Source organism: Paenibacillus pabuli NBRC 13638, from assembly GCF_001514495.1.
In the GTDB taxonomy this organism is placed as follows: domain Bacteria; phylum Bacillota; class Bacilli; order Paenibacillales; family Paenibacillaceae; genus Paenibacillus; species Paenibacillus pabuli.
On sequence record NZ_BCNM01000003.1, the window covers coordinates 135,121 to 148,105 of the forward strand.

Consider the following 12,985-nt stretch of genomic DNA (forward strand, 5'->3'; position numbering starts at 1 on the left):
CCCCCCCTATGGGCACAATAAGGATCCTCCAACCCATATAGCCCCTGTTACCGCCGTAATTGCGAACAATGCTGGTGTGGTTACAACACCCAAAATCAGCATTGCTGCATTCATTTGAATGCCATGAAATAATCCGATTAGACCCAATGCGGTTGAACAGGCGCTATAGGGTTGAATAGTTGAACCATCTTTTTGCTTTTCTTCAATGAGGCTATTTACCTGGTCGATATCCTTTTTTATCTGTTCATAACTGGTATTAGGCGCTTGATTGAGTATAGTTTCCTTTAACTGAGCTTCATCAACGAAATAAAACAACCCTGTTTTTTCATCGACTTTTAAATGCTCAATAAGCAGATTAGCAACTAATACTTCTTCTTTTGTCATACCATTCGCATCTACAGAGTTTTGAGCTGGAGCGTAGGTACAACATTGCTGACACCAACATAATGATAGAAAATTTGTTTTTCAACATCCTCATAATTCAAAAAACTCCTTTATTTGGTATGAAATAATCATACATATACTTATAAATAATGTAAAATATATCCAATATGTAATAAATTTTATATATTTATTATTGTGTATATAATAACAAAGATCTGAACGGGCATATTTGTGTAGACAGAGGGGAAATGCAACGTCTGCTTGTATCTTCAGAAATATCATCGACTACTGCTCTGAAGTAATTTCAATCCACGCACTCCATACGGAGTGCGACCTGACACACGCGGCTGCTTGACTAGCGGCTTCAATATTTCAATCCACGCACTCCATACGGAGTGCGACGAAGCGTTAGCAAGACCCTACTCAAATAATCAAGAGATTTCAATCCACGCACTCCATACGGAGTGCGACTTGATGAGGATCTGGCACAACCTAACGACGTGGAAATTTCAATCCACGCACTCCATACGGAGTGCGACACGGGAAATCGCGTCAACGCCTTCTGGTACGGAATTTCAATCCACGCACTCCATACGGAGTGCGACAGCGAAAAAAAAACACGTAACAACAGCATATGTATATATACTCATTACGTGTTTTCGATCATCTAGTCAATTATTATATTTAGTTTAATATACGAAACACATTATACTCAAGTAATCTGTTGCCAAAAGGTTACAAGATGACGTTTTTGACAAACTCCGAGGTGCGAATCTCCCGGTTTTTTCATGGGGGCTTGGCATTCGCAACTGCCCATGCTCCTGTTCAGTCCTCTACCCTTCCACTTCCACCCGCTGCAAAAACGTGCGCGTGCGCTCCAGCTTGGCATTGCCGAAGATCTGCTCCGGCGGTCCCGCCTCGGCGATTTCGCCGTTATCCATGAAGAAGACACGATCCGCGACATCGCGGGCAAAGCTCATCTCATGCGTGACGATCATCATCGTCATATTCTCCTGTGCCAGCTGCTTGATGACCCGCAGCACTTCCCCCGTCAGCTCGGGATCGAGTGCCGAGGTTGGCTCGTCGAACAGCAGAATCTCGGGCTGCATCATAAGGGCGCGGGCAATCGCCACACGCTGTTTCTGTCCACCGGACAGGTTGGCGGGATAAGCATCCGCCTTGTCAGACAGCCCTACTTTACCGAGCAATTCCAGACTGCGCTGCCGGATGATCGCCGAGCTTTCTTTTTTCAACGTCTTCGGCGCCAGTTCCAGATTCGCCTGTACCGTCAGATGCGGAAACAGGTTGAAATGCTGAAAGACCATGCCCATGCGATCCGTAATCTTCCGGATCTCCGCGGCACCTGCATACGATCCGTTCTCAGCCAGCGTTTGGCCCTGAATGCGAATGGTGCCACCCGAAATATCCTCAAGATGGATCAGGCTGCGCAGCATCGTACTTTTACCCGAACCCGAAGGTCCGATTACAGCAATGACTTCACCCGGCTCCACGTTGAACGATACCTGCTTCAGCACATCAAGTGTACCGAATGATTTTCTTAATTGATTCACTTCTATAATATGTGTCATATGCAGACAGTCCTTTGATTGATCAGATTGGATAACTTCATAAACTTCTGTTCCATGCGCGTTTATTCAAATGTATAACGTTTCTCCAGTGCCTTGAAGAACAAGGTGAGTACCATGGTCATCAGCAAATACATAATAGCTGCAATCAGGAATGGTGTCAGATGGAAATCCCGGTTTACTGCGGCCTGTGCATAGTGGAGCAGCTCGGGTACAGCAACTGCATACAGCAACGCCGTATCTTTGATTAACGTAATGGACTCGTTCGCCGTCGCAGGCAGTACAACCCGGATCATCTGCGGGATGATGACTTTTGTCATCGTCTGCCATTTGCTTAGGCCCAGTACCTGTGCAGCTTCATGTTGTCCTTTATCTATGGAGAGCAATCCGCCTCTGAAAATCTCGGCAAAGTACGCTCCATAATTCAAAATAAAGGCCAGAGCCGCCGCCGTGAAGCGGTCAAATACAAGATACTCCCCAACGCCTGGAAGCAGCGGCAGACCGAAACAGAAGAACAACAGCTGAAGCATCAGCGGCGTTCCCCGCATCACATATACGTACGTATGAGCGATCCACGCCAACGGCTTGAATCGGCTTTTCATCAACAAGGTTACTCCAAATCCTAGCGGGACAGACAACACAATCGCCAGTAAAAATAAAAAAATTGTGGTCTGTGCCCCTTCAAGCATGGGCTTCATGATGCCCGATAGATATTCCCAACTCATCGTAATCGGCTCCTCTAATCTGTTAACCCCGCATTCCGCAGGAGACTTGCTCCTTTTTGGAATCCGGGGTCATGTTGTTTACATATGTCAGGCAAGTGGCCTGATCCTATTTCAAAACTTCATCTTCACCAAACCATTTGGTGGAAATCTCGGCTGCTGTGCCATCGGTATTCAGCTCATCCAGTGCTTTTTGCAGCTGATTCAGCAGTTCTTCATTGCCTTTTTTCACACCAATGCCGTATTGTTCCGGAGCAAGGGATTCATCCAGCAGTTTGAACGTTCCCTCTTCCTTGGACATGTAGTATCTCGCAACCACTTCGTCGATGATGACAGCATCTAAACGTTTGGTCTTGAGATCGGTCAGGGCCAATACGTTGTCCGGGAATTCGGAAGTTTTCACTTTATCCTTCAGAGGACTCGCCGCGAGTGCATCTGCCGCAGAGGACAGGGCCTGTAAGCCGACATTTTTGCCATCCAGTTCATCCAGCTTCGTGATCGCAGAGTCCGCGAGTGTAACTGCAACCTGGCTGTTCTCCAAATACGGCTTCGTGAACAGCACTTTATCTTTCCGCTCATCCGTAATCGTGTACCCGTTCCAGATCAGGTCGATCCGGCCGCTGTTCAGCTCCGATTCTTTGGAAGACCAGTCAATGGGCTGGAACGTAATCTCTTTACCCATTTTCTCCGCTGCTGCTCTGGCATAATCAATATCGAAACCAACAATTTCATTCTTGTCATCCCGGAAGCCCATCGGCGCGAATTTATCATCGATCCCCACAATAATGGCATTATCATCTTTGCTTCCCGAGCTGGAACAACCTGCGACAACAATCATGCATATGCTGATCAATAATAGAAATATGGCTTGTTTTCTCATCTCTTTAACCCCTCCATGTCTATAACCAAAACACAAACGCTTTAGTTCGTTACCACGTTATCAGAGACTTATAATAACATAGCATGGGAGAAGAGTCGAGTCTCTTGCCCTTTTCCATCTATTTGAATCAGCTTAATTGTCAACAATTTGTGAAAAAGATTCTTTCACTTGCGCGGGCTCCACCTGCCTCTTACCGTACTGCTGCATCCCACTCCCATTTCTTGAAGCATCTTCAGTTCCGTTCTGGTCCATCGCTGGGCAGCCTCACGGCTCATTCCCTAGCAACATTCCTCTCTCGCTTTACGTCTGGAAGATATTAGGGAGGTGGATAACATAAAACATATCTTTAGAATCAGAGCCTTGATTTCACTCGTGTTTCTTACAACTTTGCTGATATTAACCGGCTGTAATCCTACTCCAAGTGACAGCACAAACGGAACTGCCTCACCTCCAACAACTAATGCCAAGAAAACCGAAATGGGTTTACTAGAGGAGAACGCTCAGGAACATGGACGCACCTTACCTCAGAAACTGCCTACGCCAATCATCCAGACCGAAAGCGGTATTTCCATTCCTGCTGTACAGGGCAGTTATTGTTGGAGTGGAATGTGTGCTGATTCTGTGGGAGGCATGGACTTGTTAGAAGGGCATACAGCTGTCCCCGTAGTGGTTGGCGAAAAAGTATCCATTGATATGGGCATAGAAATTCCGCCTGATGAATTGGAACTGTATGAATATGTGGAGAATAAAATCAAGCCTATCTCCTCGACAGATGGGACCTTTCAATTTCCCAAGGAACCAGGGAACCATTATTATGGAGCTTTTATCCGCTGGTCTTCCCCTCAAGATTCACAGATCAGTCTGGGGGATACTTCTTTTGCGTTTGTAGTTCGTGTTGTTGAGAAAAAATAGAACCAAACAGGGCCCCTCCAATGCTGGAGAGGGCCCTTTGTAGATTTATATTTCATATTCGTTTTTCTTAATTTTCTCATTCTGTTTATATTTCGTTGTTGTACATCCTGTTTATCTATTGCTGCACTTTCTCGCGATCTTTCCCTTTATCCGATTCACCCGCATTTTTGTTGGCGGCATCGCGGTCCTGCTGCATCTCCTCAACGGTTTTCACTTTGAGACGTGCAGCACCTTCATAGTCCTTCGTAGGAATCAGGTTGCCCGCAGCGAGTCTTGCTTCTGCCGCAGCGATGGCATCACCATATTGTGGCAACCACTGGGCTTGAGCGACCAGCATCTCGTCGACCATTTGCCAGATTTCTTTTGGATTACATACCGCACCCACGAGTGGGTCCATCATGAACGCCTGACGCAATAGTTGGTCGTCACCATGTACCGCAGCTTCAACCGCAAGCCGCTGTACGGAAATACTCACGTTGCACACGGCAGCCGGGCCGAGTGGCAGATCGCCTACATGCGGCATCGAAATGCCGTTACGGTCTACATATCCCGGTGCTTCGATGATTGCATCATCCGGCAGATTGGAGATCACACCGTTATTGACGGTATTAAAGTGTCCGCGGTATACGCGTCCCGTCTCCAACCCTTCTATAATGTAGGAACCGTGCTCTCCCCCCCGTTTCTCGGCAATAAATTGCATCGGCTCATCCTTCATCCAGTTCGGGAAATCCGTCTCAAACCAGTTTCTTCCCTCTGTACATACACGTAAATACCCGCCTGTTTCGCCGTTAATCCAGCTATCCAGGTCGATCCAGTCCTTGATCTCTTCCGGACGTTTACGGTACCAAGGCACATATTCGCTAAGGTGACCATTCGATTCTGTACTGTAATAACCAAATCGACGCAGCATATCAATCCGCACTTTCTCGGTACGGCTATACTCTGGATGTTTCTCGAAAGCTTCGAGCAAATCGCCTGTAAGATCTTTACCTTCATGAGATGCCTTGATGTACCAGGTCTGATGATTAATTCCGGCACAGATGATATCCACTTCATTCATTTTCAGTCCAAACGCTTCCGCAATCTGGTGATGCCCATGCTGTACCCCGTGACATAGACCAATCGTGCGCACGCCGCCATACTTGTTGCAAGCCCATGTCAGCATGGCCATCGGGTTCGAATAATTAAGGAGCAGCACATCCGGTGCACTTTGCTCGCGAATATCCTTACAGATGTCGAGCATCTCGGCAATTCCGCGCTGTCCGTACATAATCCCACCTGCACACAATGTATCCCCGACACACTGATCTACCCCATATTTAAGCGGAATATCCACATCGGTTGCAAAAGCTTCCAAACCACCCACACGGATGGTACACAGTACATACTTCGCGTCCTTGAGTGCTTCTCTTCGGTCCGTTGTCGGCTGAATCTGAATATTCAGTCCATTCTCACGGATATCCCGCTGACACAGCTCGGTAACCATGTCCAGATTGTGCTGATTGATATCACAGAACGCAATCTCAATATGGTTGAATTCCGGTACCGCGAGCAAATCACGCAGCAACCCCCGTGTAAATCCGATACTGCCTGCCCCAATAAATGCCACTTTAAACGACATGCACAGTTCCCCCCGTATTCCGAGTACATTCGCCCCGGTTAATGATCTCACTTCATGAAATCATTGTAGCAACGGGTGATAAGGAAGCGTTATCAAAATCATGACCTCTTCACCACAAGGTTGTCAAAAATCCTCACTTTTGATCCACCGCGGCGTACTTTCCAGATAAACTGCATGATTTATTCTTCAGCGGGATAATGACTGACATGTCGCTCCATCGAGGAACGGAATTCAATCGGAGTGTGTCCTGTATATTTCTTGAATAACATGTGAAAATATTGCCTGCTTCCGACGCCCACATAATCGGAAATTTCGGAGATTGGAATATCCGTCTGCTGCAGCAGCATCTTGGCCTTTTCCATTCGAAGCATTGTCAGATAATCGGTAGGCGTGCGCTTGGTGTGCTGGCGAAAAATACGGTGCAAATAGCCCGGATGCAGATTCACCGCTGCCGCGATATCCTTCATCTGAATATGGCGATCCATATTGTGATGCATGAATTCAATCGTCCGTTTCACATACAGCTCCGTCTGATCCAGCGCACTTCGGCTCATTTCCCCGCGAAGTCGTGCGACCCGAACCAGCAGTTGAATAAACATCGTTCGTACCAGCGTACCTTGCTCAGCGGACTTCAGATCACGAGATTCACGATGGTGCGAGCGTTCCTCCGGCGGAATAATCCCCAGCGACACAGAAGATCTTCCCTGCTCCATCAGACCGCGCTGATCCAGCTCCAACACCAGACTTTTCATAATGTGGTATACCTCTTCCGGGTCAGGCAGGACCAGATAAGGCGATGCATGGGATAGAAAAGCATGAACTTCTTCCTCTTCCAGCGCAAGCTGGCGAATCGAAGGCTGCCCCGGCTCCGACCTGGCAACTCCAAATTCCACATTCAGCATGCGGCATGGGACACCATCCTGTACCAGCAATCGGTGTGGAACCCCGGCATCCAGCAGAATGAACTGTCCTTTTTTCAATACAGCCTGTTCCGAGCTCCCATCCGGCATCTGCACGTCGACCCGGCACATTCCCGAAATAATGTACATGATCTCGGTGGAATCATGATCATGATAGGACATCTGGTAGTTGTCCCATTGCTTGTAATAATACGCATAGAAACGCGGTCCATAGTCCTCCATGCGCAGCTTCTCCTGAAACAGACTGCCTGTCCAAAGTTGTGCTTCCAATGCCTGCACCTCCGTTGCTGCAACGATCCTCACTTTTCTCCATTGTAGCAAGTCTCGGCGATGTATTTCACCCGTGCAAAGAAAATTTAATTTGCGATATAAAATTAGATGATCATATAATTAGTTATAAATCTAATTAATATATTTTTATCCAATCTAGAAGCAGGAGGACTTGAAGCATGAGGACTACATTTTTTCTGGTAAGGCATGGGGTCAAGGAAAAGCGTATCGGCGATGTTCCCCTCACATTGGAAGGACTAATACAAGCTAAGTTGACGGCACTTCATTTGGCTAATGTACCTATCACCAAGCTCGTTGCAAGCCCGCTTCGAAGAGCAATTGACACTGCGGCGCATATTGCTCTCCAAACAAACGTTACATTGATGGAAAACCAGCGTCTGCGGGAACGCGCCAACTGGGGTGACCTGCCTGAACAAACATTTGAAGAATTCATCGCGATGTGGGACCGTTGCACAAGTGATCCAGACTACCTCCCACCCGTGGGCGACTCCTCTAAACAGGCAGGAGAGCGTTTGACCTCTCTCCTCACGGAATTGGCGCTTTCAGAGTCACCAGATAGCCATATCGTTATCGTTACTCATGGCGGGTTAATTACGGATTTTCTGGTAAACACATTTCCAGAGCACGAGCTTAACGTTTGGCATCCTGATTTTATAGCCATGCAAAGTCAACTGGTTCCTGAATGCTCCATTACCACATTGATTCATGAAAACGGCAAATACACCATTCAGGATTTTGCATCCGTTGAACATTTGAGATGATGATGTCGTTTGTTGCTTCAATTTAGTCATATCAAAAAACTCCGGGTAACCTCCCGTACGCCTAAACGCACCGAGGTTACTCCAGAGCTTCACTTCAATACAACAGCAAACATTTTCTATACCCAAATAAAACTTTCTGGAAGTACACTTTCGGAATTACGCTTGTGGATTTACGGATTCCAATGGCATCCAACAGTATCATCATCTTGGTATTGCGTTCTCAAGCCCTAGCTTCAGAGGATCTGCGTTTTGGGCTACTTCTGATTTATCACTTATCACCGATTACTTCTTACTTCCCGTCCTTACCCGACTTGGGCGTGTGGAACTCGGGCAGCGTAACCTTCGACCAGTCGATATCCGAGGCCATGTAGAAGGATGGATAGGACGGCTGATTATATCCACTGTTCTGTCCGGCAATACCGACACGATACATCGCGTCATGCATCAGCGTGTACAGTTTGCGGTCCGTCTTCTCGGTGCTCAGGAAGATGCGGATTGCCGAACTGTCCTCGGTTCTTACCAGCATCTCTTCCCGCCAATCCCCGAAGATATCCGCTACAAGCGATGGCGTACCTTTGGTATAGTTGTTGGTCAGCGTTCCGGTGGCGGTCAGCAGCGTACCCCGATTCCAATCCTTGATCGTCGGTGTGACATCGATAGCCCCATCCACGATCTGAGTTGTCATGTCGGCAGCCCAGCGAATATTCATATTGGTGCCTGGAGCTTTATCGCTTATTTTCTCACCGCTGGCTGTCCACAATCCAACAGCCCAAGTCTCCAGCCCGCGTCGCGTCGGGTCCACATCACCGATCATGCCACGTCCGGTATCTTTGCCCGTATACCCGCCATAGATCACTTCCCCGGTCTTCGCATCCCGCAGAGAATATCCGTACGGAGCCCAAGGGCCTCCCTCATGCACCATGAAAATCTCCAATCCTGGACGAGCCGGATCGATATCCGCGACATGAAGTGCGTCACCATGCCCCAGACGAGCAATCGTTCCCGGTGCAGCACTCTGTGCAGGCATTAGATCCTTGGAGCTGTACAGCACACTGCCATCATGATCAATCGTGGCCGAGCCGTATACAATCTCCTGTTTGCCGTCTCCATCCACATCAGCGACACTGAAATAGTGCGCGCCTTGCGTAGTAATCGAGCCATATACCGGATCTGTACCATCCACCCCATGTGGACCGTCATTGAACGGGTTCTTCATCGGTGTCCAGCCACTGTCCACTTTCCATTCACGCTTGAGCTTTTTGCCATCCCAGTTGTAGGCGACCATTGTGGAACGTGTATAATATCCGCGTGCAAAGATCGCAGATGGTTGCTTCCCGTCCAGATAGGCCACGCCTGCCAGGAAACGGTCTACCCGGTTGCCCGGTTCAATGCGTGCCATCGCGTAATCGCCCCACATCAGCCCATCATCCTGCCGCTCCGGCTCATACGGGATGGTCTCCAGCTCTTTGCCTGACTCTCCTTCGAACACCGTTACATACTCTGGCCCATCCACGATAAAACCTTCGAACTTGCGCAGCTCATTCTTGTCACTGCGGCTCGGTGCATACACATCGATGAAGTAATCGGCCAGACTTTCGGCGTCCTTCTGAGACAATGGATAAGTATACTTTTTCTCCATCCCAAAAGCTTCTTCCAACGTAGCAGGCCAATTCCCCTTCACGACCTCTTCATGTTTATGCCAGTTCTTGAACATATCCACGACATGGTCATAGTAGCCATCGGTACTTAAACGGTAATCATCTTCGTTGGAATAACCTGCCTTGCGATCCTGCTTCGGAAGAGTGATATATTTCTCGGAAGTGACCTTTCCTTTTTTGTTATATTTGATAATCTTGGTTCCCGGTGCGGTCTTGAACATCATCTCAGCCTTGCCATCCCCGTCAAAATCATAAACGAGCATCTGTGTATAATGAGCACCCGAACGGATGTTGACCCCAAGATCGATCCGGTACAACAATTGTCCGTCCAGCGTGTAACAATCCACGTACGTTTTACCGGTGTAGCCTTTTTGCGAGACATCCTTGGAGTTGGAAGGGTCCCATTTTACAAAAAACTCATACTGCCCGTCCCCGTCCACATCGCCCACACTCATGTCATTCGCAGAATATGTGTAGGCTTCTCCTACTGGCGTCACACCATCGGCCGGTTTTTGCAAAGGGATATCAACGTAGCCGTTCGCCCAAGGTTTGACGGATGCACTGCGTCTGCTCTCCTTGCCCTTCTTGCTTACCGCTGCCACTTCATAACGGGAAGATGATTTGCCTGCGGCATCCACATAGTTGGTGCTCTCGGTGACCGTAGCAATCTTCTTGCCATCCCGATATACGTTGAAATCCGTACCTGTCAGACCTTTATCGCTATACCCTGTGGCCTCGTCACCCAGCAATCTCCAACTGAGAAAAACACCCTCGGAAGTAGACGCCGCAACCAGACCGCGATCAAGATACTCAAGCTGAATGTCTTTCAAAGAACTGCCTCCCTTATGTGACTGCACGCTGGCCTCAGCCGCGCTGTTCTCACTGGAAGCTGCTGCTCCGCTCGCACCCGCTGTTCCTGCAACGAGCAAGGCCACGCTTAATGCCGACGACAGCACCTTGGCTGCAAGTGGCATACGCGCCTTCCTGTGATTGGAGGGAATACCTGAAACCGATCCGTTATGTATCGGCGCTGTTGTTTTGAATTTCATCCACCTTCACTCTCCTTGAGACAGAATGGTGATGCTTATAGATGCGTTTAAATGCTGCGTGCATTGTCAATCCATACCGACGTTCATCTGGTTCAAATTTAACTGAATACGCTTACAAAATTATAAAAAAATGTCCCTTTGCTCAACTGAATTCCTTGACTCGGTCCCCCCTCCTTCCTCGCTTCCATCCGAGCAGCTTCATCCTGCCCATCGGGTATTATTATAGACATCCTTCCTGCTGCGACATAGGCAAATATCCGTCCAAAACGATTAATATTCAGTGTTAGTGCTTTTATTTTAAGTAGAATTGCGTATGATCAGAGAAGCCTTATAGGTTTTCGTTATCGGAGCAGATTGCATGCCCTTTAGTCGCTGGGTAAGGCATTGTGTAACATCCTGGACCATATCGGGAATGCAATTGGTTAATGTAGTCAGTTCAGGAGTAGTCATACATCCGACAGGATGGTTATCAAACCCGATGACAGACATTTTGTCCGGCACCCCTATTCCCCTTTGCTTCGCTGCTCTCAATAAGCCAGTAGCTACAAAGTCACTACCTGTAATCATTCCATCTGGTACTTGATCCGAAGTAAATAATTGTTCTCCCAAGGCATAACCATCCTCCATAGTGACCACCCCCCTGTAGCATTGTGATTCTGAACACGAAAGTCCGAACTGTTGATGAGCCTGCTGGAAACCGCTCCATCTCTTCTCTTGTAATGGTGTCAGGTGGTCCATGCAGAAAAACAGATAACGGCGTCCCCTGGAAAGCAGATACGATGTCGCTTGAAAAACCGCATCCTCTTCGTCTAATCGAAAGACATCGAGAAATTCTCCATCCATAGCTTCGTTGCATATGATTGCAGTACAGGAACCAATACATTCTTTAATTTCTCTCTCCGAAAGTTGGGAATGGGCAATAATGACGGCATCCATTTCCCGGCGCAACAATCTGGCGTAAACTTCCTTTTCGTACTCACGGGATAATTGGGTCTGATAGATGACAAGTTGATACCCTATTGAGCCTAAAGATTGACTTAATGTACTAACAAGCTTACTGAAATAAGGATGCTCTACATCCGGGACAAGCACCCCGATATGATTGGTTGCCTGTAATCTGAACTGAATCCCATGTGTATTGCGAACATATCCCAATTCCTGAATAGCCTTCTGCACTTTTTGCCTGCTCTCAATAGAGACGTGAGGATGATCGTTCAGCACTCGTGATACAGTTGATTTGGAGACACCACTTACGTGTGAAATATCAATTATGGTAGGCATGACAAACATCTCCTATGAAAGATATTGACCTGGGAACGTTCCCAGCAATTAAGATGTGGTTAGCAAACTGTAGGAGGAGTTCATACCGATGGAAGTCACCTTTACGCCCGCTGTAGCACAGTATCTGATATTTTTCGATTTTGATGAAACATATTATCCGCATGAATGCTTGCCCGAACAACTCGAAATGGTATATACGCTGGAAAAATATCTTCAGCAGCTTGCCAGAGATCTTCAAGTAAAAATAGCCTGGGTCACTGGAAGCAGCTTTCCGCAAATACAGTCCAAAATGAACATGGCCGGCATGACACAACTCCCCCATTTTATAGCAAGCAATCTGGGCACAGAGATGTGGGAAGTCAATCCTGACGGACAACTGATTACTGTTCCTGCATGGGATAAGATCATAAGTCAATCTGGATTCACCCGAAGAACGGTAGAAGATTTAATTAGTCAATTAAAGTCATTATTCAACATTGTGCTTCATGAACAGACTCAATTTGGTCAATCCGCATACAAAATGAACTATTATTATTATGCCGTATCGCCAGACAAAACCCAATATGATATAAGTACCATCCGACATCTGGCTGCACAACACGGGATCGGAATCAATATCAATCAATGCAACCCCAAGGCAGGTGATCCGGAGAACGCATATGATGTCGATTTTATCCCTATAGGGACGGGTAAAAAAGCGGCTGTGCAATTCTTGATGGATTACAATCAAGTACTTCTGACCAAAACGTTGGCCTTCGGTGACAGTGGAAATGATATTGAAATGCTTCAGATGGTGGCCCATGGTTACCTTCTCCAGAATGCAACGGCAGAGGCGAAATTATGCCATAACAACGTAGCCCCGTATCCTTATGCAAAAGGGATTTTACATGTATGCAGACATATTTTTGAGAATTAATTGA

At 47.4% G+C, this 12,985-nt stretch carries 11 protein-coding genes and 1 CRISPR repeat array; of the genes, 3 read left to right on the forward strand and 8 right to left on the reverse strand.

The features are described from left to right. Positions 1-6: 6 nt before the first annotated feature. The 4 genes from PPA03S_RS06070 to PPA03S_RS06085 form a co-directional block, all read right to left on the reverse strand. The gene (locus PPA03S_RS06070; RefSeq protein WP_062320879.1) at positions 7-384 is read right to left on the reverse strand and encodes a hypothetical protein; all 378 of its coding nucleotides are present in this window, start codon (positions 382-384) and stop codon (positions 7-9) included. A 301-nt stretch (positions 385-685) separates the two neighbouring features. Further along, positions 686-989: a CRISPR direct-repeat array (repeat unit 33 nt; unit sequence ATTTCAATCCACGCACTCCATACGGAGTGCGAC). A gap of 228 nt (positions 990-1,217) precedes the next feature. After that, complete coding sequence (locus PPA03S_RS06075; protein ID WP_062320881.1) at positions 1,218-1,973, reverse strand: amino acid ABC transporter ATP-binding protein; 756 nt, start codon at positions 1,971-1,973, stop codon at positions 1,218-1,220. Between the two features lie 62 nt (positions 1,974-2,035). Next, complete coding sequence (locus PPA03S_RS06080; protein WP_062320883.1) at positions 2,036-2,695, reverse strand: amino acid ABC transporter permease; 660 nt, start codon at positions 2,693-2,695, stop codon at positions 2,036-2,038. A gap of 106 nt (positions 2,696-2,801) precedes the next feature. Beyond that, positions 2,802-3,572 carry an amino acid ABC transporter substrate-binding protein gene (locus PPA03S_RS06085; protein ID WP_062320885.1) on the reverse strand — a complete coding sequence of 257 codons (771 nt, stop codon included), beginning with the start codon at positions 3,570-3,572 and terminating at the stop codon, positions 2,802-2,804. A 360-nt stretch (positions 3,573-3,932) separates the two neighbouring features. Between PPA03S_RS06085 and PPA03S_RS06090 the strand changes: the two genes are divergently transcribed. Continuing rightward, positions 3,933-4,484: a hypothetical protein gene (locus PPA03S_RS06090; RefSeq protein WP_217998923.1), complete on the forward strand. Its 552-nt coding sequence runs from the start codon at positions 3,933-3,935 to the stop codon at positions 4,482-4,484. Positions 4,485-4,599: 115 nt separating this feature from the next. On the opposite strand, the gene PPA03S_RS06095 is transcribed toward PPA03S_RS06090, so the two are convergent. Both PPA03S_RS06095 and PPA03S_RS06100 read right to left on the reverse strand, forming a co-directional pair. Continuing rightward, a complete protein-coding gene (locus PPA03S_RS06095; RefSeq protein ID WP_062320889.1) occupies positions 4,600-6,105 on the reverse strand; it encodes an alpha-glucosidase/alpha-galactosidase in 1,506 nt (501 codons plus the stop codon). Between the two features lie 179 nt (positions 6,106-6,284). Then, entirely contained in the window at positions 6,285-7,247 is a 963-nt protein-coding gene (locus tag PPA03S_RS06100) for an AraC family transcriptional regulator (protein ID WP_062321268.1), read from the reverse strand. A 227-nt stretch (positions 7,248-7,474) separates the two neighbouring features. Between PPA03S_RS06100 and PPA03S_RS06105 the strand changes: the two genes are divergently transcribed. Next, a complete protein-coding gene (locus PPA03S_RS06105; protein ID WP_062320891.1) occupies positions 7,475-8,077 on the forward strand; it encodes a histidine phosphatase family protein in 603 nt (200 codons plus the stop codon). A gap of 289 nt (positions 8,078-8,366) precedes the next feature. Here PPA03S_RS06105 and PPA03S_RS06110 read toward each other — a convergent pair whose 3' ends face one another. Both PPA03S_RS06110 and PPA03S_RS06115 read right to left on the reverse strand, forming a co-directional pair. Continuing rightward, the gene (locus PPA03S_RS06110) at positions 8,367-10,709 is read right to left on the reverse strand and encodes a rhamnogalacturonan lyase (RefSeq protein WP_062321270.1); all 2,343 of its coding nucleotides are present in this window, start codon (positions 10,707-10,709) and stop codon (positions 8,367-8,369) included. 372 nt (positions 10,710-11,081) lie between these two features. After that, positions 11,082-12,065, reverse strand: coding sequence for a LacI family DNA-binding transcriptional regulator (locus tag PPA03S_RS06115; RefSeq protein ID WP_062320893.1), 984 nt, complete (start codon positions 12,063-12,065; stop codon positions 11,082-11,084). 88 nt (positions 12,066-12,153) lie between these two features. On the opposite strand from PPA03S_RS06115, the gene PPA03S_RS06120 reads away from it, so the two are divergent. Then, the gene (locus tag PPA03S_RS06120; protein ID WP_062320896.1) at positions 12,154-12,981 is read left to right on the forward strand and encodes an HAD-IIB family hydrolase; all 828 of its coding nucleotides are present in this window, start codon (positions 12,154-12,156) and stop codon (positions 12,979-12,981) included. Positions 12,982-12,985: the final 4 nt, after the last annotated feature.

Coding starts and splice junctions, on each gene's coding strand:
- PPA03S_RS06095 (WP_062320889.1), bottom strand. CDS start 6,105: ATGTCGTTTAAAGTGGCATTTATTGGGGCAGGCAGTATCGGATTTACA.
- PPA03S_RS06110 (WP_062321270.1), bottom strand. CDS start 10,709: ATGCCACTTGCAGCCAAGGTGCTGTCGTCGGCATTAAGCGTGGCCTTG.
- PPA03S_RS06085 (WP_062320885.1), bottom strand. CDS start 3,572: ATGAGAAAACAAGCCATATTTCTATTATTGATCAGCATATGCATGATT.
- PPA03S_RS06120 (WP_062320896.1), top strand. CDS start 12,154: ATGGAAGTCACCTTTACGCCCGCTGTAGCACAGTATCTGATATTTTTC.
- PPA03S_RS06070 (WP_062320879.1), bottom strand. CDS start 384: ATGACAAAAGAAGAAGTATTAGTTGCTAATCTGCTTATTGAGCATTTA.
- PPA03S_RS06075 (WP_062320881.1), bottom strand. CDS start 1,973: ATGACACATATTATAGAAGTGAATCAATTAAGAAAATCATTCGGTACA.
- PPA03S_RS06100 (WP_062321268.1), bottom strand. CDS start 7,247: ATGGAGGACTATGGACCGCGTTTCTATGCGTATTATTACAAGCAATGG.
- PPA03S_RS06115 (WP_062320893.1), bottom strand. CDS start 12,065: ATGCCTACCATAATTGATATTTCACACGTAAGTGGTGTCTCCAAATCA.
- PPA03S_RS06080 (WP_062320883.1), bottom strand. CDS start 2,695: ATGAGTTGGGAATATCTATCGGGCATCATGAAGCCCATGCTTGAAGGG.
- PPA03S_RS06105 (WP_062320891.1), top strand. CDS start 7,475: ATGAGGACTACATTTTTTCTGGTAAGGCATGGGGTCAAGGAAAAGCGT.